This is a genomic window from Bradyrhizobium sp. 482_C4_N1_8 (genome assembly GCF_052075965.1).
Lineage (GTDB): Bacteria > Pseudomonadota > Alphaproteobacteria > Rhizobiales > Xanthobacteraceae > Bradyrhizobium > Bradyrhizobium barranii.
Window position 1 is genome coordinate 4912812 of the sequence record NZ_CP197231.1, and the last position, 20419, is coordinate 4933230.

The 20419-nt window shown below is 61.4% G+C and carries 29 protein-coding genes; 16 read left to right on the forward strand and 13 right to left on the reverse strand.

The features are described from left to right. Positions 1-15: 15 nt before the first annotated feature. Positions 16-1110: a lysine-2,3-aminomutase-like protein gene (locus tag AB7Z56_RS23635; RefSeq protein ID WP_063983476.1), complete on the reverse strand. Its 1095-nt coding sequence runs from the start codon at positions 1108-1110 to the stop codon at positions 16-18. After that, positions 1107-2171, reverse strand: a complete 1065-nt coding sequence (gene epmA, locus AB7Z56_RS23640; RefSeq protein WP_063983477.1) for an EF-P lysine aminoacylase EpmA — start codon at positions 2169-2171, stop codon at positions 1107-1109. The genes AB7Z56_RS23635 and epmA overlap by 4 nt, the downstream gene beginning before the upstream one ends. Positions 2172-2389: 218 nt before the next feature. Here epmA and AB7Z56_RS23645 point away from each other — a divergent pair, with 218 nt between their 5' ends. From AB7Z56_RS23645 to AB7Z56_RS23665, 5 genes are all read left to right on the forward strand, one after another. Beyond that, positions 2390-2854, forward strand: coding sequence for a hypothetical protein (locus AB7Z56_RS23645; RefSeq protein WP_441256427.1), 465 nt, complete (start codon positions 2390-2392; stop codon positions 2852-2854). Next, positions 2851-3117 (forward strand): hypothetical protein, encoded by a 267-nt coding sequence (locus AB7Z56_RS23650; protein WP_441256428.1) that lies wholly within the window; start codon positions 2851-2853, stop codon positions 3115-3117. Before AB7Z56_RS23645 ends, AB7Z56_RS23650 begins: the two co-directional genes overlap by 4 nt. 107 nt (positions 3118-3224) lie before the next feature. After that, positions 3225-4049, forward strand: coding sequence for a hypothetical protein (locus AB7Z56_RS23655; protein WP_441256429.1), 825 nt, complete (start codon positions 3225-3227; stop codon positions 4047-4049). A 164-nt stretch (positions 4050-4213) separates the two neighbouring features. Further along, on the forward strand, positions 4214-4963 hold the full coding sequence (locus AB7Z56_RS23660; RefSeq protein ID WP_441256430.1) for a hypothetical protein: 750 nt from the start codon (positions 4214-4216) through the stop codon (positions 4961-4963). A 45-nt stretch (positions 4964-5008) separates the two neighbouring features. Continuing rightward, complete coding sequence (locus AB7Z56_RS23665; protein WP_441256431.1) at positions 5009-5209, forward strand: hypothetical protein; 201 nt, start codon at positions 5009-5011, stop codon at positions 5207-5209. 186 nt (positions 5210-5395) lie between these two features. Here the strand turns inward: AB7Z56_RS23665 and AB7Z56_RS23670 are convergent, their stop codons facing one another. The 10 genes from AB7Z56_RS23670 to AB7Z56_RS23715 form a co-directional block, all read right to left on the reverse strand. Further along, the gene (locus tag AB7Z56_RS23670; protein ID WP_441256432.1) at positions 5396-6319 is read right to left on the reverse strand and encodes a DUF4435 domain-containing protein; all 924 of its coding nucleotides are present in this window, start codon (positions 6317-6319) and stop codon (positions 5396-5398) included. Beyond that, positions 6316-6873, reverse strand: coding sequence for an AAA family ATPase (locus tag AB7Z56_RS23675; protein WP_441256433.1), 558 nt, complete (start codon positions 6871-6873; stop codon positions 6316-6318). The genes AB7Z56_RS23670 and AB7Z56_RS23675 overlap by 4 nt, the downstream gene beginning before the upstream one ends. Then, positions 6870-9026 carry a hypothetical protein gene (locus AB7Z56_RS23680; protein ID WP_441256434.1) on the reverse strand — a complete coding sequence of 719 codons (2157 nt, stop codon included), beginning with the start codon at positions 9024-9026 and terminating at the stop codon, positions 6870-6872. Before AB7Z56_RS23680 ends, AB7Z56_RS23675 begins: the two co-directional genes overlap by 4 nt. Continuing rightward, positions 8944-9381: a hypothetical protein gene (locus AB7Z56_RS23685; protein WP_441256435.1), complete on the reverse strand. Its 438-nt coding sequence runs from the start codon at positions 9379-9381 to the stop codon at positions 8944-8946. Before AB7Z56_RS23685 ends, AB7Z56_RS23680 begins: the two co-directional genes overlap by 83 nt. Positions 9382-9477: 96 nt before the next feature. Beyond that, entirely contained in the window at positions 9478-9669 is a 192-nt protein-coding gene (locus AB7Z56_RS23690; protein ID WP_231145077.1) for a hypothetical protein, read from the reverse strand. Positions 9670-9678: 9 nt separating this feature from the next. Then, positions 9679-10134, reverse strand: a complete 456-nt coding sequence (locus tag AB7Z56_RS23695; protein ID WP_231145075.1) for a hypothetical protein — start codon at positions 10132-10134, stop codon at positions 9679-9681. Continuing rightward, entirely contained in the window at positions 10134-10613 is a 480-nt protein-coding gene (locus AB7Z56_RS23700) for a hypothetical protein (protein ID WP_231145073.1), read from the reverse strand. Before AB7Z56_RS23700 ends, AB7Z56_RS23695 begins: the two co-directional genes overlap by 1 nt. Before the next feature lies 1 nt (position 10614). Beyond that, positions 10615-11421 carry a hypothetical protein gene (locus AB7Z56_RS23705; RefSeq protein WP_231145071.1) on the reverse strand — a complete coding sequence of 269 codons (807 nt, stop codon included), beginning with the start codon at positions 11419-11421 and terminating at the stop codon, positions 10615-10617. 12 nt (positions 11422-11433) lie between these two features. Then, complete coding sequence (locus AB7Z56_RS23710; protein WP_231145069.1) at positions 11434-11796, reverse strand: hypothetical protein; 363 nt, start codon at positions 11794-11796, stop codon at positions 11434-11436. Between the two features lie 80 nt (positions 11797-11876). Continuing rightward, on the reverse strand, positions 11877-13814 hold the full coding sequence (locus tag AB7Z56_RS23715; protein ID WP_441256436.1) for a PBSX family phage terminase large subunit: 1938 nt from the start codon (positions 13812-13814) through the stop codon (positions 11877-11879). A 178-nt stretch (positions 13815-13992) separates the two neighbouring features. On the opposite strand from AB7Z56_RS23715, the gene AB7Z56_RS23720 reads away from it, so the two are divergent. From AB7Z56_RS23720 to AB7Z56_RS23740, 5 genes are all read left to right on the forward strand, one after another. Beyond that, positions 13993-15129 (forward strand): amidoligase family protein, encoded by a 1137-nt coding sequence (locus AB7Z56_RS23720; protein ID WP_441256437.1) that lies wholly within the window; start codon positions 13993-13995, stop codon positions 15127-15129. Between the two features lie 42 nt (positions 15130-15171). Next, complete coding sequence (locus AB7Z56_RS23725; RefSeq protein WP_231145054.1) at positions 15172-15360, forward strand: hypothetical protein; 189 nt, start codon at positions 15172-15174, stop codon at positions 15358-15360. Positions 15361-15472: 112 nt separating this feature from the next. Next, complete coding sequence (locus AB7Z56_RS23730; RefSeq protein WP_231145053.1) at positions 15473-15964, forward strand: hypothetical protein; 492 nt, start codon at positions 15473-15475, stop codon at positions 15962-15964. After that, on the forward strand, positions 15916-16908 hold the full coding sequence (locus AB7Z56_RS23735) for a gamma-glutamylcyclotransferase family protein (protein WP_441256438.1): 993 nt from the start codon (positions 15916-15918) through the stop codon (positions 16906-16908). Before AB7Z56_RS23730 ends, AB7Z56_RS23735 begins: the two co-directional genes overlap by 49 nt. A gap of 5 nt (positions 16909-16913) precedes the next feature. Next, entirely contained in the window at positions 16914-17210 is a 297-nt protein-coding gene (locus AB7Z56_RS23740) for a hypothetical protein (protein ID WP_231145051.1), read from the forward strand. On the opposite strand, the gene AB7Z56_RS23745 is transcribed toward AB7Z56_RS23740, so the two are convergent. Further along, complete coding sequence (locus AB7Z56_RS23745; protein WP_231145050.1) at positions 17207-17581, reverse strand: hypothetical protein; 375 nt, start codon at positions 17579-17581, stop codon at positions 17207-17209. The two genes, AB7Z56_RS23740 and AB7Z56_RS23745, sit on opposite strands and share 4 nt — an antisense overlap. Positions 17582-17822: 241 nt before the next feature. On the opposite strand from AB7Z56_RS23745, the gene AB7Z56_RS23750 reads away from it, so the two are divergent. From AB7Z56_RS23750 to AB7Z56_RS23775, 6 genes are all read left to right on the forward strand, one after another. After that, the gene (locus tag AB7Z56_RS23750) at positions 17823-18545 is read left to right on the forward strand and encodes a methyltransferase (protein ID WP_441256439.1); all 723 of its coding nucleotides are present in this window, start codon (positions 17823-17825) and stop codon (positions 18543-18545) included. A gap of 115 nt (positions 18546-18660) precedes the next feature. Further along, positions 18661-18942 (forward strand): hypothetical protein, encoded by a 282-nt coding sequence (locus AB7Z56_RS23755; RefSeq protein WP_231145048.1) that lies wholly within the window; start codon positions 18661-18663, stop codon positions 18940-18942. After that, positions 18939-19154 (forward strand): hypothetical protein, encoded by a 216-nt coding sequence (locus AB7Z56_RS23760; RefSeq protein WP_231145047.1) that lies wholly within the window; start codon positions 18939-18941, stop codon positions 19152-19154. The genes AB7Z56_RS23755 and AB7Z56_RS23760 overlap by 4 nt, the downstream gene beginning before the upstream one ends. After that, positions 19151-19672 carry a hypothetical protein gene (locus AB7Z56_RS23765; protein WP_231145046.1) on the forward strand — a complete coding sequence of 174 codons (522 nt, stop codon included), beginning with the start codon at positions 19151-19153 and terminating at the stop codon, positions 19670-19672. Before AB7Z56_RS23760 ends, AB7Z56_RS23765 begins: the two co-directional genes overlap by 4 nt. A gap of 40 nt (positions 19673-19712) precedes the next feature. Then, a complete protein-coding gene (locus tag AB7Z56_RS23770; protein ID WP_231145044.1) occupies positions 19713-20135 on the forward strand; it encodes a gamma-glutamylcyclotransferase family protein in 423 nt (140 codons plus the stop codon). A gap of 37 nt (positions 20136-20172) precedes the next feature. Beyond that, a complete protein-coding gene (locus tag AB7Z56_RS23775) occupies positions 20173-20310 on the forward strand; it encodes a hypothetical protein (RefSeq protein WP_231145042.1) in 138 nt (45 codons plus the stop codon). Positions 20311-20419: the final 109 nt, after the last annotated feature.

Consider the following 20419-nt stretch of genomic DNA (forward strand, 5'->3'; position numbering starts at 1 on the left):
TCTCTGCATCGCCGCTCACGTCTCGGGCGGATAGAGATGAACGTCGCCGCAATAATCCACGATACGATAGCGCGTTTCCTTTTCCGCTTCACGCGCGTCGGCTGCGGTATTTTGCACCGCCAACACATAATTCGGCCCCACCGGCGATTTGCCGGCGCCGCCGGGAATGTCGATGACATAATCGGGCTGACACAGTCCTGACACCCGTCCGCGCAACTGCCGCATCAAATCCTGCCCCTGGGCCAACGTCGTTCGCAAATGCACGGTGCCCGGCGCGAGATCGCCGTGATGCAGATAGTAGGGCTTGATCCGGCATTCGACGAAAGCTCGCATCAAATCCGACAAAGCGGCAATGCTGTCGTTAACGCCGCGCAAAAGCACGGACTGGCTCACCATGGGAATTCCGGCATCGGCAAGCCGCGCGCAGGCCGCGCGCGCAGGCCCCGTCAACTCGCGCGCATGGTTGGCATGCACCGCGACCCAGGTGGTCGCGCCCTCGACCTTCAACGCAGCCACCATCTCGTCGCTGATCCGCGCGGGATCGGCTACCGGCACGCGGGTGTGAAGGCGGATGATCTTGACGTGATCGATTCCCGCGAGATCGGCCATGATCTCGCTCATCCGGCGCGGCGATAGCATCAAGGGATCGCCGCCGGTCAGGATCACTTCCCAGATCTCGCTGTGCGAACGGATGTAGTCGATCGCCGCGCGATATGCGCCGTCCGAGAGCGCGTTCTCCTTGCCGGGCCCGACCATTTCGCGGCGGAAGCAGAAGCGGCAATAGACCGCGCAGACGTGGACGAGCTTGAACAGCACGCGGTCGGGATAGCGATGCACAATGCCCTGCACCGGCGAGTGCGGATGATCGCCGATCGGATCGGCGCTCTCGCCTGGCTGCATCTCCAGTTCTGCGGCGGTCGGAACGAATTGCCGCGCGATCGGATCGTCGGGATCGGACGTGTCGATCAGCTCGACCAGCGCCGGCGTGATCGCCACCGCATAGCGCGCGGCGACACGTTCGAGCGCGGGCAGCGCTTCGGCAGGTGCAAGCTGCGCGGCCACAAGTTCGGCCGGCTCACGCAGGGTGCGTGCAAGGTTGGTCTTCGTCATGTCTCACTTAACGTTTCATTTGCAGGCGGTGTCCACACCACCTGATCGATCCGCGCTGCGCCGCTCGCCAGCATCACCAGCCGGTCGAAGCCGAGCGCGACACCGCTCGCCTCCGGCATTTGGGCGACCGCGGCCAGAAAATCCTCGTCCAGCGGATAGGCCTCGCCGTAGCGGCGCTGCTTCTCCGCCATCGACTCCGTGAAGCGCTTGCGCTGTTCCTCGGCGTCGGTCAACTCGCCAAAGCCGTTGGCGAGCTCGACGCCGCAGGCATAGACCTCGAACCGCTCGGCGACCCGCGGGTCATCGGCCTTCACCCGCGCCAACGCCGCCTCTGGAGATGGGTATTCGAACAGAATGGTCAAACGCCCCTGCCCCAGATGCGGCTCGACATGCTCGACCAGGACCTTGCTGAAGATGTCGGACCAGGTGTCGTCCTCCGCCACCCGGACCTTGGCGCCGGCCGCCTGCGCGAGCGCGGCACGGTTACCCTCGCCGCCCGAAATTGTCGACAGCAGGTCGATCCCTGCGAACCGCTCGAAGGCGCCGGCGACCGTCACCAGCTCCGGCTCGGCGAAGGGGTCCGCGGCCCGGCCGCGGAACGAGAAATTCCCGATCCCGGTCGCCTGCGCGGCGCGGGCGATGACCACGACGGTGTCCGCCATAATGGCATCATAGGGGGCGCTGGCCCGGTACCATTCCAACATGGTGAATTCGGGCAGATGCAGGTCGCCACGCTCGCGATCACGGAACACCCGTGCGAATTCGAAAATCCGCTCCTCGCCCGCCGCCAGCAGCTTCTTGCAGGCGAATTCCGGCGAGGTCCGCAAGTACCGGCTGGCACGGCTGCCATCGGGCCGCATGATCTCGGTCCGGGGGGCGTGCAGATGGGTTTCGTTACCCGGGGAGACCTGAAGGACCGAGGTTTCGACCTCGAGGAACCCCTGCTCGGCGAAAAAGCCCCTGAGAGACCCGGTAATGGCCCCCCTGGCCTGGAGGAGCGGCCGCCGGTCGAGGTGCCGCGAGGGCGACCAGAACGGCGAAATCGGCTTGTCCCCAACCATCAACCGGCCGCCCCGCAGGCCAGCAAAATGCTGGCATTCAATGACAAAATGCGTATTTTCTGCCAAATCGCTAAGTACATTGAATTTGCTTGATCTTTTTTCTTGCGAAACCGTGAACAGAACGGGAAACTAGGGGGGTAGTCTTACCGTAGGCTCACCGGGCTCGCGGTACAACTAGCGGAACTGACTCCGAACATCGAGCCCCTGCTCAGCCGACCATGCCGCCCCTCACTCGCCGCTCGGACAACGACCCACACCGCCAAGGCTGGCTCATCTATTTTGGTGACGTCCGCATTGGTCATATCGGCCGCCGCGCGGGAGTGCCGGTCCATGCCGATCAATGGGGCTGGAGCTGCGGCTTTTATCCCGGCATGGGCCCCGGTGTGCAACGCGCTGGGGTCGCCTCGACCTTTGAAGCCGCACGCGAGACGTTCGAGGCGGCATGGTCGCAGATATTGCCAACGATCCCAGATAGCGCCTTCGATGAATGGCGGCGTGATCGCGATTGGCGTGCCGAGGTCGCCGCCAAGCGCTCCCGCGGGGAGAAGCTCGACAGCGAGGTCCCGAGCACGATGCGGCGCTGCGTCTGCGGCGTCCTGTTCGATGAATGGAAACCGGCCGAGAGCTACCCGCACCGCAAGCATATCTACGCTGCACAAGCAACGCGAGGGGTTCGCTCGTGAAGCACGTCGAGAGCCGTCCTTACGCAGACCCGGAAGCCGCCGCGCGAAAGCTGGTCGAACTGGCCGCCAGCATCGAGCCGGTTCAGGATGGTCGCATTCACATCGAAAAAATCAACGCGGCCTTCCTCTACAAGCTGAAGGGGACCGGACCAGAGTTCGGGGCCGGCATCAATGTGGCGGTCGAGCGCGGCTGGCTCGAACTGCACGAGAGCGGCACCTATGTGCGGCTCAAGGCGACTGACCAAGATTTGGGGAATGGCTAGGAACTGCGCGAACCCATAAACTGAGTCGCATCACACGGATGAACGAATCAGGGCCTCGCGAGGCGAGCAATTTTCTCGAGTCGCAGGGCAGCTTTGCATAGGCCAGCATGTCGAAACTCAAGCTTCCCGATCCCTGCGTCTATTGCGGCAAGCCAGGCTCCAGCCACGAGCACATAATTGGCGACTGGGTAAAAAAATATCTACCGCGGAAGGATCGTCGTTACGGGATTACCAGAGCAACGGCCGATCGTTCCAATCCGGCAGTGCCCCGGCTCAAGTCGCAACAGTCGATGAAGAATGGCGACCTCGGAACGCGCAAATTCAGAAGGGTCTGCCGGAAGTGCAACAACGAGTGGCTAAGCAAAATTCAACAGACTGCTGAACCTGTTCTCGGCCCCATAATATCTGGACATTGGCCAACCCAACTCGACATTGCGCCGGCACAGCTGGTTGCTCAATGGACCGCGATGACAGCGATAAACATAGCCTGCTCCGGCCCAAAGCCCACACAGGAAGTGGATTGCAGGCATTTTCACGAGCACCAAACTCCCCCTTCTCACTGGCGCATCTTCGTCGGGCGCTCGGCTGGCAACTCTCTCAACTTTATGCATCGATACGGTGATTTTATTGAAGCGCCGCAGGGCTCTGCTTATTCAGTCCAACATTTGGCCGATGCCATCACTATCAAGATTGGTCTTGTTACCCTACACGTTGTGGCAATTACGCCAAACACAGCAATTCGACTTGACGAGGTTGCTTATGGTCGGAGCATCGGGATGATGCAGCTTTTCCCGGCAACAGCAGCGATTGATCTTTCTGGAGCAAGACTTCTGTCTAGGGACGAACTGAACAAAGTCGGCAACGGCCTGATTGATAGTGCCATAATGCAGATTCAGAAGTTTCCGATCCCGCGTTACGAGTGGCCGCTTTAGTGTCTCGTCTTCCTAACAATCTTCAACACCCTGGAGTGCGGACGATCGAAATCTATGTTGCGCTTTCCGCCCCTTTCCCCACTGGAGCAGCGATGGTTTGCGCTCGCTCCACGGTTGCGCTCTAATTATGGGCGGTCCCGTCGAACGAAAACGTCACGACTAAAATGCCAGATTTTGAGAGCCCGAAATTTCTTATAGGTCAGACGCGGGAGCAGCTGATTGAGCTCGACCGCATCCTTATTCCTTATTTCTCGCACCACCTTTTGATCGCGGAAAATGAGCCACGAACAAACCGCAAGATTATAAAGCAGGTTTTTACCGGTCCAATCCCGGGCCGAGTTCGTCATATCGCTGCCAGTGGGATCGCTGACATGCGTCATGCCCTCGATCAGGCGACCTGTAGCGCATTCGAGATTGTCACCGGGAAATCCGCGCCAAATACGCTCTATTTTCCTATCGCGTCGAGCCCAGCAGACCTTGCCTCTAGGTTGACGCGGGCCTTGCCTCCATCGCTCCACGCAGTATTTCAAAGCTTCCAATCGTACGGACCATCTCCAAGTTACGAGGGTGGATCGACTATATTGGCAGCGCTAAGCAAGGCTGCACAACGAAAGCACAGGGTGACCTGCTCGGTGCATGCTTCAGTTGGCTCTTGGTCATTCCGTGAATTACATTTATCCGCACATACTGAGTTCCCAATCTTCGAATGGATTGCCGAAAAAGGCGAATTGATTATCGCCAAGACGCCCGGCCATGTGGGCGGCCTAGACATGAACTTCAATTACCAGGTTGTTTATCAGAACGCAGGGCCTATCGACGGAGAACCAATATCGCCGGTACTTGGCACCTTTGCCGATACGGTGGAGAGGATAGTGCTTTCAATTGAGGCAGAGGTCGACCGAATTGTGGGCTAAGGCGAACCTACAGGGGCTGCTGCCACGCCAGCGGGAGTTATTTTCATGAGCGACTTCGAGCTGGGCGAGACCTGTCCCGATCTATTTCGTCACGCCTGCCTGATGGGCCTTGAAGGCTTGGTCTCGAAACAGCGGGATCGAGCATATCGCGCCGGCACCTGCACCCACTGGATCAAGGTGAAGAACCCGAACCATCCGGCAATGACGCGCCACGAAGCGTGGAATAAGCCGCGAGCAGCAAAATAGGTCCCGAGGCCGACAAGGCGACGGAAAGTCAGACGTTCGTGTCGGGCGGGCATATCTAGCGATCAAGTATATCGACCAGCTCATGCCCCGTTCGACGAACAGCGCTCATCACGTGAGCAACGGCGGCACTATGAATTTGCTGACGCGGTTTGACCAGTTGGTGAGCTCGGGCGAGATGGGCTGTCGCTAATGGACCGTATGTAAGAATTCTTTGAGCCCAGCCGGCGCTTCGGACTTCGAGGCCAGCATACCAATCGTAATCCCGCCGGAGTTGACTCCTTTGGCATTTCCAAGCTTGCTGAAGTGTGTCGAGCTTTGCGCTGCTCGGTCGGCGGCAAGAAGTTCTAGCCACTTCATGAAGAACAACAGATTGAATTTGCCCCGATAGGACTTCTGCGGGTTCAACGCCGCAAACTCGGCTTTGAGTGCATCGAATTGCTCAGCGTTAACTTGTTCGTTGAATATGACGATCTGCTCGGGCCCGATCGCGACGGGATACACAGCGTCAAGAGCAACCTGGGCCACGTTGTTTATTCTGGTTGGCAGATTCTTCTTGAGTTCGAAACCGCTTCTTCTGGCGATGAATAGCCGGAGGTTGATTGCTTCGGTTGCACCCAGAAATTCGGCTAGCCGTTTGTCGAAAACAGCGAGGCAAGCATTACGGACACCTGGCTCAGCGTGACAATGGAACTCATCCTTTAAAAGCTCCTCCAACACCTCGCGTGTAACCAAATAATTCTCAATGGAATACTGATCCGTCGCGAACGTAGTGGCCGGATCGGGTTGGAAACCACGGAAATCATCGAAGTCACGATCAATGAAGAAGTACACCCGCGCAGCAAGGCCACCGAGGTCACGTCTTAACATTTCGCGGAATTCAAGGACGTGCCGTTTTCCGCCGCATGGAAACGGCTCGTAAACGAGATCGGCACGAAAACGCCTGACCCACTGGTAATACGCGCCCTTGTCTCCATCACCCTCGAAGGCGAACACGAGGCAGCCGGGGTTAGCGCTCCGAACAGATGCGAGCATTATCTTCAAAACTGCGGGGCGGTTTCGGGCGGCTCTGAGCTTGTTTACGTAAGGATCTGCTGAAACGGGCACGGTCATTGGTTGTCAGTCTCGAAATCATCAGGCACTTGAGATGCGCGATCAGCGTCAATGGTTGAGGTTAAGGGCCGAGCAAAAGGCTCAAGAGTGTTATCGAACACAAAAGGAGAATGGGTGATTGCCACTACCTGGCGACACAGTGGAGCTTGCACGATGTCGACCAAAATCTGTCGCTGCCAGTCTATCGAGAGAGACAGCTCGGGCTCGTCGATGAGAATGATCTTGTCTCTGGGGTAAAGGTAGAGCTTGGCGAAAAGAGAGATCATCTGTTTTTCGCCTGAAGATAGCGAATTAAGAGGGATCTTCCGATGCGCATCGAGGCTCTCAACTGAGATCGTCAGATCGCGCCTACTGAGAGTAAGAGCTTTGCCGTCTGTCTCTCCGTTAGCTGGCGACAACTCGAACGGCAGCTCGAAGGCGTAGATGGCATACGGCTGCAAAGACTGCATGGTCGAGGTGCCGGCGACGCTCTTGTGCTTGAGCGTCTGGAAGCTGGGGGACTTCTTGACCGGCCAAGTCAGGCCGCTCAGTGCAGGGAATGTGAGAATGGTCATGCAGTCAACGCCGCCTTCCCTGTGAGGATTTTGTTAATCATGCCGGCGTTCTCGCGAACGTAGGCCGCGAACGACCGGGCATCGAGCGCCTGCACGTTCCAATGATGGTGCGTAGCGCCGCCCGGCCCCGCCCCTGATCCGTCTGGGGCGTTCACGGCTGCGGGCACCACGCGCTCGCCTCTATGGAGGTACGCCAGACCGTCTGACTGGACCCATGGCGTGCCCACGGCCAGCTTCGGGACGTTAGCCATCTGCGCCATGACGGTGGCCTCACCGGCCGCCGCAGGCCCGGCGGCGAGCGGTCCCAGTGCAGGAGAGAGGTTCGCCATGATGCCGGCGAACGTCAGGCCGGCCGAAGACATCAGTTGGCTCGTGAAGAAACCGATGCGGGCGGGAAGCGTCGCCTCCTGGGCAGCGGTCTCAGCAGCCGCGCGGGCGGTTGCGCCCGAGGCCGTCGCGGCGGTCATGCCGAGCTGGCCGGCTACCCACTCGAAGCCGATCTTCGCGACATACTGGATGAACGAAATGATGAGGTCGCCGAGCATCGACATCATCGCCTGCTTCAGCGACGTGGTGCCGGCTAGCAGCCCGCGGAGCTGGCCGTTGAACGCGCCTTGCAGCGCATCGAACATGTTCTGGAAAATCTTGGTCCGGGCGGCTACCGCCTCGCTGTCCATCTTGACCTGATCGGTGCGGTGCTTCTCCTCAAGCTCCGCGATCTTGTTCAGCACCTGCTGGCGCTGGGTCAGCGACAGGTTTCCAAGCGACAGCTCTTTCTGCAACAACGCCAGCTCAGCGCTGTACTCCTGATCGACGGCCTGCCGGGTCGCTTCAACCTTCTCGCCTTCGGTGATCTGGTGGGCTTGATATTCGGTTTCGAGTATCTGCCGCTTCTGGTTCAACCCCTCGCGCAGCACACGGATTTGGCCGTCCACTTCGCGCATAGCCGCCGAGAGCGCGTCCTTGCCGGACCCGCCATCATCGAGCAGGCCCGTGGCGCTCTTGGTGCCCTGCGCGCCCTTGCCCAGATCGAGGTTCAGGTTCTCGAACGGCTTGGCCGCAAGCACCTTCGCCTTGATCTCGTCGATGGTCTTGATCGCATTGTCGCGAAACTTGTTCAGGCTATCGATCGTAGCGCCGAACTGGTCGATGGACGCGAGAGCTTCGCCCTCCGTGGTCGAGCCCATCTTGGTCTTGATGTACTGCCAGAGCACGAACAGGTTGTAGACGCCGGTCGCGACCGTCGTGACAAAATTGATGAAGCCCTGAGCCGCGGCAAAGCCGCCCTCCACGATGGACTTCATGTTGTCCTTCATGGCTTGGATAATGATGGGCGTCTTTTCGACAAACCAGTTGCCGAACTCCGTGAGGTACGGGAGCACGGCGCTGCCGATGGCCTTCTTGATGCCGTCGAAAGCCATGCCGAGTTCGGTCACGACCAGCTTGTACTCGCGGGCGTTCTGCTGATCCTGCTTCGTGATCGTGAGGCCGAACGCCTCTTCGAGCTCGCGGGCCTTGGCGGTCACGCCGTCCATGCCAAGCTTGACCAACTTCAGGGCTTCGTCACCGCCGCGGCCGAACAGAACGGTCGCGGCGATGTTGCGGTCGATGCCTTCCTTGTACGAGCCGAGCAGAGTGATGGCCTTGTCCATCACTCCCTTCTGTCCGAGGTCCAAATCCTTCGCGGTCAGGCCCATCTTCGCCAAGGCATCGCTGCCCGTGCGAAGCTGGCGGTCCAGCCTCATTGCCATCGACACGTAGTCGTCGGTCGCGATGCCGAGCAAATCGAGCGACGACTTCGTGAGGTTGGCCTGTTCGAGCGTGAGCCCGAACGTCTTTTGCAGCTTGGTCACCTCCCCGGTCGCTTCGAGCGACGAGCGGATCATGTCCTTGAACATCGCGCCGCCGGCTACGACGGCGGCGATGCCAAGCATGACCTCCTGCAACTTCTTGAAGCTGCTGGTGATGCCATCGGCCTGAGACTTCACCTGATCGCTGAAGTCTTTCACGCCGCCGGTCGCCGTCTTCAGGCCCGCGAGGAGCCCTTCCACAGCCGCACCAAATTGGACCTTAGACGCCGGCCGCGCTGACCGAGTATTGGCCCGTCGCCGGGGCCGAGGCGATCTTCGTGAGAGGCAAGCCCGTCGCGGCATTGAGCACGCCAAGGTCCGCGACGTACGTGGCCGTATTGACCACGGTCACCTGAAAGGGCGACGCCGGGACCACGCCCGCCTCGCCGAACGCAGTCGCGAGCTGGCCGGCCTGCGGCACCACGCCGTAGTAGAGCGAGGCGAAGGCGATGCCGGAGATGCGCGCGACCTTGGCTTTGCCCGTGGTCTTGATGGTGCCGCGCGCGATGGCGACCGGGCGCTGAAACTGGCCGTACAGTTCCTTGATGTTCGCGCTCTCGTCGATGGTCACCTCCTGCACCAGACCGAAGTTGATCGGCGTGGCGTTGGCGATGTCCGTGCGGGTGCCAATGAGGACGCCCGATCCGAAGCTATACATGGTTCAGTCCTTTCATGCGGACGGGGCCGCGGTGGAAATAGAAAAGCCGACCTGCGGTGGCAGGCCGGCTCGGTCATGGGTGGATGGTGGGTCGCGCTAAAGCGCCGCGATGCGCTTCTTCAGGTCTTCCTTCGCAGCGAAAGAAGCGTTCCAAAGTTCAGTCGTTGGCATGCCCGCGAAGTGGTCGCGATGCCATGCGTCGATCAGCACATGCACCGGGTCCGGCTTGGGCTCGGTGTCGATCTTGACTTGCGGCAATGCCGCGGCGGTCGATTGAGTGTCGTCCATCTCTGCTCCTTATGGCACGAAGATTTTGATCGGGATGATCGCGAGGGCCTGCCCGTCCAGATCGCCGGGGTCGAGCATGACCTGCCCCTCACGGCGGCAATGCGAAACCAAGCCGCCGAGGGTTTGCTTGCCCGTCAGCACCGATGGCTTCAGCGCCGTGTCGATGCCGTCGAGGATGAGGTTGAGATCAACCGCCTGTTCAACGGTTTCGTCGCCCGTCTTGGTGTAGACGTAGAGGTCGGCCGAGATGGTGGTCTTGCTCGGAGTCAACTCCGACGAATAGGCGTCGTTCTCCTGATGCGCGGCAATGAAGCACGCGGGCTGGATCGGCACCTCATTCCAGAGCTTCAGGCGACGGCTGACAGGCACCGCCCAGGTGGTGGCACCGCCGGACAGGGCGACGAACGTCACGCCCTGCAACAGCGCCTTGAGCGCCGTATATATCGGCTCGCGCGAGACAATCATTAGCGCACCCCTTCCCGCACGGCTTCGGTCATCTCGGCGATGATCTGTTCGCGCATGTCGCTCAGCGAGGAGCGCATGAAGGAACGCTCAGGCATCTTGACCGTGTGCGCGCGAACCTTCTTGTAGAAGGCCATCTTGCCGCCCTGCATGAACGCCAGCGCCTTGCCCTTGGCCGTTATCTCGGGAATGTTGATGACGCCGCCGAACTCGTGAACGCCGGCATACTTCACGTCGCCCGACGATTGCGCCTTGCCGATGGTCGAGGTGTCCGTCTGCTCAACCGAGGAAAAGATCGAGGCCCGGAGCTTGCCGGTCTTTACGTTGAGCACCTGACCGGACAGCTTGTCGGCCTTGATCTTGCGTTCAAGCTGCAACGACAGAGCGGTGATGGTCCGCAGCAGCTTCTTTCGCACCGCGTCCGGCATCGAAGACAGGCGCGCGACGAGCGCGTCGTCTCCGAGGATCTTCAGGTTGAGCATGCTACTGCGTCACGCTTGTGTATTGCTGGAGCATGTCGCCGATGAAGCTTGGGACAGTGCCGATGGCGAAGGACACGGTCTCCTGCCCGCCAAGCGACTTTGAGGTCTGGCCGATGCGCGAGCGATAGGAGTAGCGCTCAGCCACCCATTCCAACGCCGCCTGGGCGAGATCGCCGGGGATGTACCCGTAGCTGATCTGGACGTTCAGGCCCGCGTCGGCGGCGTTGAAGACGTAGCCGCCCACGATGGTCGTCGATAGCTGATATTGCCCCTGTGCCGGAGCGCCCACCACCTTCGTCAGAGCCGCGCCAGTCGCGGCGTTCTTCACGCCAAGGTCTGAGCCCCAAGCGCCGTAAGGCTGCTGGACGGTCACGGCTGCGGCTACGGTGACCGCTTCCGCGCTGACCTGATAGCCGGCGACGTACACCACTGTGACGTTCTGCTGCCCCTTGTTGAAGCAACTACCGCGCAATTGCAGCGTCTGCCGGCTTCCGGGCGGCGTGTCGTCGGGCGGCTGGAACATGTAGCCGTTGCTCTGCCACGAGCCGGCCGGGATGGAGACGCCATCGACGGTCACGCTCAGCACTGCGGTGACCGGATAATTCCTGAGCATGATGGCTTGCTTGCCGTTGCCGTTGAGCACTTCCGTGTACGTGCGCGGCAGCAACCAGTTGCGGTTGATGTGGTTGATGATCTTCAGGCTGCATTGCGTGATGACCGAACCCAGCGGCCCGTCGTCGTTAGCCGACGTGATGTTCAACCACGCCTTGACGGAGGCGAGCGTGACGAGGTCGCTGGGTCCAGCCATGTTGCTCAGTCCTTACTTGCCGGCTTCGGCAGCAGCCTTCGCGGCGGCGTCGTCGGCCGCGCGCTCTTCCGGCGAATACTGCAACCGGGCAGCAGCGCGCAGCTCCTCGGTGCCGGTCTGCGGCACGACCGGGAGGCCCTTGCCCTTGATGTAACCGATGATCTCGGCCCGGCTCATGTCGCTGAATTTGTCCACGGGCGGCTTCTCGGCCGGCGCTGCCGGCTTGTCCGCGTTGAAGATCGTGAAGCCGTGGGTGTCACAGAGTTCGCGAATGGCGGCGACACCGGAGACGGTGACGGTGCCATCGTTCTCGATCTCCAAGTTTTCACCACCCAAGCTGATCGAGCTGGTGCCAATCGGGGCGAGCAATTTCATGTTCGTGCTTCCTGCTTTTGATGTTGAGGGGGCCGAGCCCGCGGCAGTCGCCTGCCGCGGGTCGCTAATCGTCGCGGCTGTTAGCCGTTGCCGATGTTGGTGATCACCGCCATGGACGGCGGGAAGAAGTTCTGGAGCACCTGATCCGAGTAGACGCCGTACTCATACTTGCGCGAGCGCAGCGGCCATTCGATCTGGTAGTAGTCCTGGCGGGTCCTGATCTGGATGATGTTGCCCACGCCGCTCAGCGGATAGGGCAGCGTCTTCGTGGTCATCAGGATCGTGCCCGCCGGAACGTTCGGGTGGACCTTGATGTCGATCACCGACCCGCCCTGCATCGAGAAGCGGTTCAGGTAGGTGCGGACCATGATGCCGCCGCCGATGGCGTCCTGCACGGTCTCGAAGACGAAGCGCTGAGCAGCGGTCGTGCTGCCGGCGACGATCTTCTTCGAGATGTTCAGAGCCTCCTGCGAGTTCACCCACATGGTATCGGGCGACAGCCGATAGAGGTCCCACATGTTCTTCAGGACCGCATCGATCTCCACGATGCCGCCCGCGCTGTCCGAGGTCAGCGGGGTGCCGGTGCCGGCAGTGCCGGCCGGCTGGACGACGACGGTGGCGTTCGAGCCCGGCTTCAGGGCCTGATAGAGCAGACCGTCGAAGGCGAGCGCGTTCTGCGACCAATCGGCCGCGGGCAGCGAAGCCGCAGTCTGCGCGCCGGTCGCAGCGGCAGTGATCAGCGCGGAGTTGATCGTGGTGATCGCGCCGAGAACTTCCGCGCCGGCAGTCCCCCAGAACCAAGCGTAGCCGACCGCGCCGATCTTGGCCGCAACCGAGGCCGAGATCGAAGAGGTCGCGCCGGTCGTGACGACGGTGGCGCTCGCCGACTTCTGGGCCGAGCCGCCGCCGAAGGTATCCGAAGAACCGTCGGCGTTGGTGCGGGTGATGGACGCCTGAATGCCGCCGACCACCGAGCCGTTCACGAGCGCATCGAGCGAGAGCGCGACGCAGATGACCGACCAAGTCTGGGCAGCGAGGGTGCCGCCCGTGGTCGAGCCGACGAGCGTGGCCGTGCCGGTGGTGCCGAGCTGGACCGAGGTGTTGCCGATCTGGTCAGCGGTCGCGAGCGCGGCTTGCTGGCGGTACCAGTCGATGATGCCCACCATGCTCTTCCTCGCCTCTTCGAGCGCATAGCGGAGGGCGTCGATGGTGTGGTTCTTCTTGTCTAGAAGTACCGGGATGACCTTCAGCGTGAGCGGATCGACCTTGTAGCTGTAGTACATCAGCTCGTTGATGACGTGCTTGCAGTCGGGATGCACCACGATGTCGATGGACTTCAGGAAGGCCACGCCCTCCTCGACCGAGCCCGGCCCCTTGATCGAAGGGGTGATCGTGAACCCGTTGCGGTTCATGTAGCTGATGGTCTCAGGCCGCGCGCTGTCCCCGCGCATCTGCCATTTGCGCACGTTCGGAATGCGCTCATCGTTCAGCTTGTCGAAGAGTGCCGGCGTCTCGTCGATCTCGCAGCCGACCTGATAGACCTCTTTGTCGATGTACAGCAGGCGGTCGCTCAGCAGCCAGCAGCGCACGCCCACGGTCGGGTCAGCCGCGAAGCCCCAATCCGCGCCGAACAGCGGCCGAGCCTCCTCCGGAATGTCGAGGACGCCTTCGCGCCAGTTGCGGAAGACAGTCGCTTCCGAGATCGAATTGTACTCGCCGAGCCAGACATGTTTGAACTTGTCCGGGTCGCGCAGCCGGTCCCATTCCAGATCGCGCGCGAGCACGTCCGGAAACCAAGGGTTATCCATGTAGTTGACGCGGCGGACGATGGCGTCCGGCGGCTCGTCCGCGCCGCGCAAGAGCACGTCTACCGGGTCGGTAGCGTTCCGCGGGTTCCAGCTAAACCAGATCTCCGAGCCTTCCTTACGGATGGTCGGCCGTAGCAGGTCCAAGCTGCGCTGGGACAGCGACTGCGCTTCCTCAACCCACGCGCCGTCATAGCCTTCGAGCGACTTCACGCTCTCGGCGGTGTCCCGACCGCAGCAGCGACCTCGACCATCTTTCGCTGCTCGGGGGTGGGAACAAACTTCTTGGACACTTGCTGGCCTTCCCGAATTAAAATACAAATTATTTGTTTTCCCCGTTGACTTCAAACGGACAGGGTATATTCTACCCTCATTGAAACGGAGACGGCAGATGACCCTGAGCAACCGCACCTTTGGAGTTGAACTGGAAGTGATCCTGAACGGTAAGACCCGCGCAGGCGTCGCCCAGGAAGTGCGGCGCGCGACCGGGATCAACATCCGGGAGGAACGCTACGGCCACACGGTCCCGAACGCTTGGAAGATCGTCACGGACGGCAGCATCGGCCACCAGAACGGCGAAGTGGTTTCGCCGGTCCTGAGCGGCGAAGAAGGGCTCGAACAGGCCCGCAAGATCACCGAAGCGCTCAAGGCGGCTGGTTGCACGGTGAACCCGGCTTGCGGCTTTCACGTCCACGTCGGGGCCGGCGACCTCGATCTGAACCAGCTCAGGAAGCTGGCGGTCAACTTCGTACACGCCGAGACGGCGATGGATTGCATCATGCCGGTGAGCCGCCGCGCGGACAAAAACACCTATGTCCAAAGCAACCGCAGCGGTTTCGGTGGCGAGACGGAGAACCAAAAGATCAACAACGCGATCAAGGCTTACGAGCGGGCACAGACCAAAGCCGCCCTGATCACCCACGTTTCGAGCAACGGCAGCGCGGGCGGCGCGAGCCGTTACCGTAAGCTGAACTTCCAAGCCCTGAACCGCCAGCCGTCAGTTGAGTTTCGCCAGCATCAGGGCACGGTCGAAAGCGAGAAGGTCGTGAATTGGGTCCGCCTCTGTGTTGCCTTCGTTGACCGCAGCATAGTCTCCCGGCCCCGCCCCCGCACCGCGCTGAACGCGAAGCATGTCGAAACCGCGGAGCTGGGGCAGCTCCTGACGTGGCTCCGGTTGGAGCCGGAAGCCTGCAAGTTTTTCCGCGCCCGCCGCAAAGAGTTCTCGCAGCGCGCCGTCGAGCGGGCCGCTCAGCAGCAGCGCGAAGCTGCCGCGCGGGCCGAGGCCGAGCGCCTTGCAGCATGGGAAGCCGATGCCCCGGCACGGGCGATCCGTGAGGCAGAGGCGGCCGCTCAGGCCGCCCGCGAGGAAGAGGCACGTCATACCGCCGCGGCTCAGGCAGCCGCCGAGGCTGAGCGCGTTGCCCGCGAGCAGCGCGAGGCCCGCGCGGTCGAACAGACCCGCTACTTCGCCGAGCGCCGCGCCGCTGCCGAGGCCGCCTTGGCCGCAGCAATGTCGGCCCGTGGCTAGTTAATACAACTAATTTGTATTAGAGGCAGAAGGATAACCACCATGACGACGCTTCCAGTGCTCTTCGCCGCAGCAGTCTACGGGACCGCGCTTGGCTTGCTGCCTGACCGGGTCGCCAATTGGTGGGGTATCTTCTCCTGCCTCGCAGCGTTCGCGTGGACCGGCTTCTGGTGGCTGTTGCTGGTCGGCTTGGCCGCCGGCTATCGAACCGCCCGCCGCCATCGAGATTAAATACAAGATTTTTGAATTTGCATGTTGACTGCAAATGCTAGGGGGTATTTTATACCCCATAGAGACCGGCACGGACTGAACCGGAAAAATCAGCCCACACAGGAGACCGACCATGAAGATGATCATCGTGAACCAAGTCACCGGACGCAACGACATTGACACGGGCGCGGAGAGCGTCACGCCGACCGTGATCAACGCGGAGGCCGTCCGCAACTACTACCCCCGCAAGAATGAAGCGCCCGGCACTCGCATGACCTTCGATGACGGCGGCGGCTTTCCGGTCAGCGACAGCTTCGCTGATATCCGCGCCAAGCTTGCCGCCCTTGGTTTGAACTATCTTCCGCTGACCATGGTGGTCGATGTCCCCGCCATGATCGACGAGGAGACCGGCGAGCACCTGAACGCCGACGACGAGGGTAACACGCCCGTCGATGTTAAGCCCGAGCTGATCCGCTGCTTCTACCCGCGGAAGGACAACAAGCCCGGCACCCGCATCACCTTCGCCAAGGGCAGCGGCATTGCGGTGCAGAACCTCTTCGAGGAGGTCACCACGCTTTGCGCCGCCCTCCCGGTCGCAGCGCTCCCGGCCCCCAGCCGCCGCTGACCGCAATCCGGGGCGCGCTGTATAGCGCGCCCCGCCCTCCCCCCGAGCGAGCGCATCACATGACCGAGAAACCCATCTATTATTTCGCCTACGGCAGCAACCTGAACAAAGCGCAGATGAAGTTTCGCTGCCCCAAGGCAATCGCCCTGGGCGGAATGGAATTGCCCAACGCTCAACTACTGTTCAACGGCGTGGCTGACGTGATCTACCACAAGACCAAGACCGCAGTCGGCGGGCTCTGGAAGATCACCGAGGAATGCGAGAAGTCGCTTGACCGATACGAAGGAGTGTCGGGCTTCAAGGGCCGCGGCGCTTACCGCAAGGAAACGATCAAGGTGATCGTGACCATCAAGGGCAAGGAAACCATCGCCGACGCGCTGATCTACGTCATGAACCGCGACCGGCGGGCGATGCCAACGGTGGCCTACCTCAATACGATCCGCGACGGCTTCAAGGACTTCGGGCTCGACACGACCTTCCTCAACCGCGCCCTGCTCGATACGCAGAAGGAAGCGGCTCAGCAGGCCATCAACGATGCCGCCGAGCGCAAGGCCCGTTGGGCTCGCGAGGATGCCGAGCGCGCCTCCCGCAGCCATCATACCCTGTCAAGCTGGGAGGAAGCCAAGCGGCGCGAGAAGCGGCTGCGGCTGCCGCCACCCAACGCCGGCACGACGGACATGTTCAGCGACGAGGTCGATGATCTCTTTCGTGACTATGAGCAGACCCAGCAGGACTTCGAGACCCGCGACTTCGGCGAGTGGCCGGATCGGTTCACCCAGGACGATATCCGCGACATCAAGGAAATCCCGCCGCGGCAGTCCAAGACCGCCCCGCCCCGTCGCGTCATCAAATCGCATGACAAGAGCGGCACGGGGTCTAATATACCCCAGCGCAAATCAGTTCATCTTTTCGATGAGCCGTCCCCGTACCGACACAGGAAGTAAGGCCCATGTCCCTCACCATCCGCGAAAAGCGCCGCCGCCAGTTCCGCGCCATGATTGAGGAGCGCGGCCTGACCCGCGAGCATATCGCCGGCCTACTCCACGTCAGTCTCGACACACTCAAGGCATGGCTGAAACCCGAGACCGCGGCGAGCTCGAACCCGGTGCCGGAGTGGGCAATCGAGTTGCTTGGCTTCAAAGCGCCCATGCCCGGTGACCGCCCGTTCGATCCTGCCCGCGATATCGTGAGCGTCGGGGCCAAACCGGCCAAGGCCAAGCCGGTGAAGAAGCGAGCCCGCGCCTAGTCGCCCAGGGGCCTCGGCCGGCGCAGCAACCACACGTCCTTGCCGTCACGCAGGCGCTTCACAGCGATGAAGCCCTGCTTGCCGAACCACCGATGCCGATGCGCAGCGCAGACGACTTCAATGTCGCGCTTGCCGGCAGCGTCCATAATCTCCTTCAAGATGCGCGTGCCGTTGCCGACCTGACGCTTGCCCGGCAGCACGAAGAGCGCGCCGACGGTCGTGGTGCACGCGTCCTGCTTGATCCCTACAAAGCCCGTGGAGTGCCGGTCGAAGTACCACTGATGCGCCATAGGGCGCGACAGGATCAGGCCATCCAGATGCGCCTCAGCGGCGTGGACGGACACGTCATCAAAGATACAGCGGCGCAGCATTTCGGTCCTTTCGAGGGGCTGTCGAATTTATTCAAATAATTTGTATTTTGTGCTTGCGTCGAACCGGCATCGGCGCGATACAATATTTTTGTATTAGCCGGAGACACGCGATGACCGAGTTCGGTTTTCACTGCCTTGTAGTGCCGCCCCTGCTTTTGGCCATCGCCGTCCTGAGCTTCTACGCCCTCACGATTTTCTGACAGGAGACTTACCAGTGAAGATCGCTACCAACGTCCTCGCCGTGCTCGATCAGGCCACCATCAGCGGCAATGCCCTCACCCTCACCGGCCAGCTAGACCGGGCCATGTACACGGCGGTCGCCAAGGTCATCGAAATGGCCGGCGGTAAGTGGAACAAGAAGGCGAAATGCCACCTGTTTGCCCAGGACGCGGCCGAGACAATCGAGCTGCTGCTGCTCACGGGCGAGATCGCCGACACGAAGAAAGACTTCGGCCAGTTCGACACGCCAGCCGAGATCGCCAAGCTTGCCGTGCGGAATGCCTGCATCAAGCCCGGCATGTTCGTGCTCGAACCGAACGCCGGCCTCGGTAATCTCGCCATGGCCGTCGAGGACGTGGGCGGCCAGACGGCGGGCTTCGAGATAGACGCACAGCGCCTATGGAAAGCCAAGCAGCGTTGCGAGTTTGCCGGCGGCATCAAGCACATGAGCTTCCTGTCAGCGAAGCCAGAGCCGGTGTTCGACCGCGTCGTGATGAACCCGCCCTTCGCCGGGCAGGCCGACATTGCGCACGTCACCCACGCCATGGGCTTCTTGAAACCGGACGGCCGGCTGGTGGCGATCATGTCCAACGGTGTCGAGTTCAGGACGAACAAGGCGACGGTCGCCTTCCGCGCGCTGATGGAGCTGCACGGCGGCGAGATCACGCGCTTGCCCGAGGGCGCGTTCAAGGAAAGCGGGACCGGCGTGAACACGGTCATGGTCAGCATGGACGCGAGGCAGTGATGCGCGACCTTTCCACAATGCTTCTGGTCAGTGGCGCGGTCGGCGTGATCTTCCCCAGGCGGGGTTGGGCCGTGCTCCTGATCGGCATGATCCTGACGCTGGCGCGGAGCGGCTGATGATCAGGCCTGTCAAGCCTGTCTTCGTGAAACCAGCGCGCGTCGTCACCCCTCAGTGCTGCATTGAGCCCGACGACAACGATCGCATGCGGCTGTGGCGGCAAGAACGCTATCGGCAATTGCGACCCGATTTCGATCCACAAAAATGCCAGCGCGAAAGCGTCGTGGAAATAGACGGTAAACACTATTGCGGCAGTCATGCCGGCAAGGTCGCGTTGAACAAATGGCTCAGCGGCGACTTGGTCGAGAAGACGACGCAACAGAAAGGCACCGCCCCATGACCGAACGCTTTATCACCCACTGGTTTCCGCAGAGGCTGGACAAGGATCATCCCCATCGCCTGAATTCACCCTCCGGCCTCGATAACGTTGGCAAGCTGATCGAAAAGCAGCTCAACAAAGACGAACGGCTGCTGGACTACGACTACAAGCAGGGCTTCTGGATGGCCGATGGCCTGCTCATGATCTTTCAAAAGCGAGAGCAGCCCAAATGAAGTTCGACCTGCGCCGTCCCTGCGACAACTGCCCCTTCCGTTCCGACATTCGCTTCCCGCTCGAAGTCGAGCGCGTTGAAGAGATCGTCGAGGCGATCACCGAGCGCGACCTAACCTTCGCCTGTCACAAGACAACGCGCTTCGATCCAGAGACGGGCGAGCACATCCTTGGCAATCCAAAAGAGCAGCACTGCGCAGGCACGCTAATCATGCTGGAGAAGATGGAGCGACCCAACCAGTTGATGCGGATCGCCGAGCGCTGCGGCAACTACGACAGGACGAAGCTCGATATGAACTATGTGCCTGTCTACGATGATGGCGACGACATGATCTCGGGCGGCGCGTGGGTCCGCGGGCGCATGCGCGTCCAGACCACGACGATGCAGCGCACTGCCGAGCGCGACAGGCAAACCGCGCTCAAAGAGGCCAACCCTCCTCCGCTACGGAAGTCCCGCCCCGCGCCGCGGCCGAAGAGCCGCTGGCCCCAGCCCGCCCGCGCTATTGCTCACTCCAAATAATTTGTATATCGCTGGACGCACACAACAGGAGAAAGACGAAGTGACCCACACTGTTTTTGTATATGGCACGCTTAAGAACGGCCAAGGCAACAATCACCTTCTCGACGATAGCGCCTTCATCGGCGCGGCGGTGACCGACACTGCGGACTACGGCATGCTCGACGGCGGCTTCCCCGTGGTGCTGCCGGCAGAGAGCGGCGGACTCGCCGTGGCCGGCGAGGTTTGGGAGGTCGATGATCAGACCTTGGCCCGGCTGGATCGCCTGGAAGGCTACCGCGGCGGAGGCAACCCGACGAACATGTACGACCGCAAGGTGATCAGCGTGAAGATCAACGGCCAGCGGCTGGACAATGTGAGCATCTATATCGGCGCGGGGCGCTGGCAGGAGCGCGGGGCCTTCTACAAGGCCGACCGCCTCACGAACGCCGCCGGCCACCTCGAATGGAACGGAGGCCGGTGGTGACCGAGGCCGATCTGGACAACATGATCGACCTCGCCGCATGAAGTTTTTGGAAGTCATTGCGCGCTGGGTATTCCCAAAGGAGCCCAGCGCGAGCCGAGCGATCATACAGTTGATCATCATTATCGCGCTCGGGATCGCCTGGGGCTTCGCCTACGAAGCTTTCATGGGCAACTGAGCGGTCACAGATCCTTCACTAACCCTTCAGGGAGTTGTGGCAGACCCTAAGGGAGTGGACGGGTTGCCACCCGGGATGGCAAGCTAGGCGCGCTCACCCGTCAGAGGAA

Coding starts and splice junctions, on each gene's coding strand:
- AB7Z56_RS23635 (WP_063983476.1), bottom strand. CDS start 1,110: ATGACGAAGACCAACCTTGCACGCACCCTGCGTGAGCCGGCCGAACTT.
- epmA (WP_063983477.1), bottom strand. CDS start 2,171: ATGGTTGGGGACAAGCCGATTTCGCCGTTCTGGTCGCCCTCGCGGCAC.
- AB7Z56_RS23645 (WP_441256427.1), top strand. CDS start 2,390: ATGCCGCCCCTCACTCGCCGCTCGGACAACGACCCACACCGCCAAGGC.
- AB7Z56_RS23655 (WP_441256429.1), top strand. CDS start 3,225: ATGTCGAAACTCAAGCTTCCCGATCCCTGCGTCTATTGCGGCAAGCCA.
- AB7Z56_RS23660 (WP_441256430.1), top strand. CDS start 4,214: ATGCCAGATTTTGAGAGCCCGAAATTTCTTATAGGTCAGACGCGGGAG.
- AB7Z56_RS23665 (WP_441256431.1), top strand. CDS start 5,009: ATGAGCGACTTCGAGCTGGGCGAGACCTGTCCCGATCTATTTCGTCAC.
- AB7Z56_RS23670 (WP_441256432.1), bottom strand. CDS start 6,319: ATGACCGTGCCCGTTTCAGCAGATCCTTACGTAAACAAGCTCAGAGCC.
- AB7Z56_RS23675 (WP_441256433.1), bottom strand. CDS start 6,873: ATGACCATTCTCACATTCCCTGCACTGAGCGGCCTGACTTGGCCGGTC.
- AB7Z56_RS23680 (WP_441256434.1), bottom strand. CDS start 9,026: ATGCCGCGACGGGCTTGCCTCTCACGAAGATCGCCTCGGCCCCGGCGA.
- AB7Z56_RS23685 (WP_441256435.1), bottom strand. CDS start 9,381: ATGTATAGCTTCGGATCGGGCGTCCTCATTGGCACCCGCACGGACATC.
- AB7Z56_RS23690 (WP_231145077.1), bottom strand. CDS start 9,669: ATGGACGACACTCAATCGACCGCCGCGGCATTGCCGCAAGTCAAGATC.
- AB7Z56_RS23695 (WP_231145075.1), bottom strand. CDS start 10,134: ATGATTGTCTCGCGCGAGCCGATATATACGGCGCTCAAGGCGCTGTTG.
- AB7Z56_RS23700 (WP_231145073.1), bottom strand. CDS start 10,613: ATGCTCAACCTGAAGATCCTCGGAGACGACGCGCTCGTCGCGCGCCTG.
- AB7Z56_RS23705 (WP_231145071.1), bottom strand. CDS start 11,421: ATGGCTGGACCCAGCGACCTCGTCACGCTCGCCTCCGTCAAGGCGTGG.
- AB7Z56_RS23710 (WP_231145069.1), bottom strand. CDS start 11,796: ATGAAATTGCTCGCCCCGATTGGCACCAGCTCGATCAGCTTGGGTGGT.
- AB7Z56_RS23720 (WP_441256437.1), top strand. CDS start 13,993: ATGACCCTGAGCAACCGCACCTTTGGAGTTGAACTGGAAGTGATCCTG.
- AB7Z56_RS23725 (WP_231145054.1), top strand. CDS start 15,172: ATGACGACGCTTCCAGTGCTCTTCGCCGCAGCAGTCTACGGGACCGCG.
- AB7Z56_RS23730 (WP_231145053.1), top strand. CDS start 15,473: ATGAAGATGATCATCGTGAACCAAGTCACCGGACGCAACGACATTGAC.
- AB7Z56_RS23740 (WP_231145051.1), top strand. CDS start 16,914: ATGTCCCTCACCATCCGCGAAAAGCGCCGCCGCCAGTTCCGCGCCATG.
- AB7Z56_RS23745 (WP_231145050.1), bottom strand. CDS start 17,581: ATGCTGCGCCGCTGTATCTTTGATGACGTGTCCGTCCACGCCGCTGAG.
- AB7Z56_RS23755 (WP_231145048.1), top strand. CDS start 18,661: ATGATCAGGCCTGTCAAGCCTGTCTTCGTGAAACCAGCGCGCGTCGTC.
- AB7Z56_RS23760 (WP_231145047.1), top strand. CDS start 18,939: ATGACCGAACGCTTTATCACCCACTGGTTTCCGCAGAGGCTGGACAAG.
- AB7Z56_RS23765 (WP_231145046.1), top strand. CDS start 19,151: ATGAAGTTCGACCTGCGCCGTCCCTGCGACAACTGCCCCTTCCGTTCC.
- AB7Z56_RS23775 (WP_231145042.1), top strand. CDS start 20,173: ATGAAGTTTTTGGAAGTCATTGCGCGCTGGGTATTCCCAAAGGAGCCC.